General features: G+C 42.4%; 1 pseudogene. It reads left to right on the top strand.

Going from position 1 to position 229, the window contains the following annotated elements:
• Positions 1–154: 154 nt before the first annotated feature.
• Positions 155–229 (top strand): annotated as a pseudogene (locus tag R0J88_RS24200) (tRNA (cytosine(32)/uridine(32)-2'-O)-methyltransferase TrmJ); the annotation flags it as partial.

Genomic DNA, 229 nt, shown 5'->3' with positions numbered 1-229 from the left:
CGTTTTGATGTGTATGTAAAAGCGGCCATGGTTTAAAGGCCCTTTTTACGAGTGTTGATCGGGTTTAAGGTTCTAGGATCTTAGTGTGCTTTTATGTTAGAATTCGCGCAATTTTTTGGCATTTGTAAGAAGCACAGCAATGATCTGAGACGATATTCGCGTTGTTTTAGTGAGCACAGCACACTCAGGTAATATAGGTTCGGCGGCTCGCGCCATGAAAACAATGAGT

The organism is Pseudoalteromonas sp. SIMBA_162, from assembly GCF_046535955.1.
Taxonomy (GTDB): Bacteria; Pseudomonadota; Gammaproteobacteria; order Enterobacterales; family Alteromonadaceae; genus Pseudoalteromonas; species Pseudoalteromonas marina.
The sequence above is the reverse complement of the archived record's forward strand: the minus strand, read 5'-3'. Positions and strand labels throughout refer to the sequence as shown.